Source organism: Niallia yueguangensis, assembly GCF_052663115.1.
Window position 1 is genome coordinate 1 of record NZ_JBQTCX010000063.1, and the last position, 699, is coordinate 699.

The 699-nt window shown below is 43.3% G+C and carries 4 tRNA genes; all 4 read right to left on the minus strand.

Going from position 1 to position 699, the window contains the following annotated elements:
• Window positions 1-149: 149 nt before the first annotated feature.
• Window positions 150-242 (minus strand) — tRNA-Ser (locus ACTYA4_RS22130).
• 10 nt (window positions 243-252) lie between these two features.
• Window positions 253-326: transfer RNA gene (locus ACTYA4_RS22135), tRNA-Ile, on the minus strand.
• 177 nt (window positions 327-503) lie between these two features.
• Window positions 504-577, minus strand: a tRNA-Met gene (locus ACTYA4_RS22140).
• 27 nt (window positions 578-604) lie between these two features.
• Window positions 605-680: transfer RNA gene (locus ACTYA4_RS22145), tRNA-Ala, on the minus strand.
• Window positions 681-699: the final 19 nt, after the last annotated feature.

The following is a 699-nucleotide window of genomic DNA, read 5'->3' on the forward strand; positions in this document are numbered from 1 at the left end:
ATATTTAAATAAATTTGTTCATGCAGTTTTTCTACTGTCTACTGTCCCGATTTTCAGAATGTCTATTCAAGAAGCAGTTCAATCGGTACAACTCGATGTATATTCACTGAAGTAAAGCTCGTTGCTCCACTATGAAATAATTTAATTAATGGAGGAGGAAAGGGGATTCGAACCCCTGCGCGGTTTGACCCGCCTGTCGGTTTTCAAGACCGATCCCTTCAGCCGGACTTGGGTATTCCTCCTTGATATATGTGGACCTTGTAGGACTCGAACCTACGACCGGACGGTTATGAGCCGTCTGCTCTAACCAACTGAGCTAAAGGTCCAAATCAAGTAAATAATAATATTTTGTTTTGCTTTAAAACGTCTGTCCACATCTCAGTAGGATTATTCTAGAAGCTATTCAATGAGTACAACTTGAAGATTAATCATGATGCACTTCCTCGTTGCTCTAACCAACTGAGCTAAAGGTCCGAATGAAAATTTATTATAAAATCATATAGTAGCGGCAGAGGGGATCGAACCCCCGACCTCACGGGTATGAACCGTACGCTCTAGCCAGCTGAGCTACGCCGCCATAATTCATTGTTTTTTTATTTAAATTTGGTGGAGCCTAGCGGGATCGAACCGCTGACCTCCTGCGTGCAAGGCAGGCGCTCTCCCAGCTGAGCTAAGGCCCCAAAAATTTTATGCTCTTTC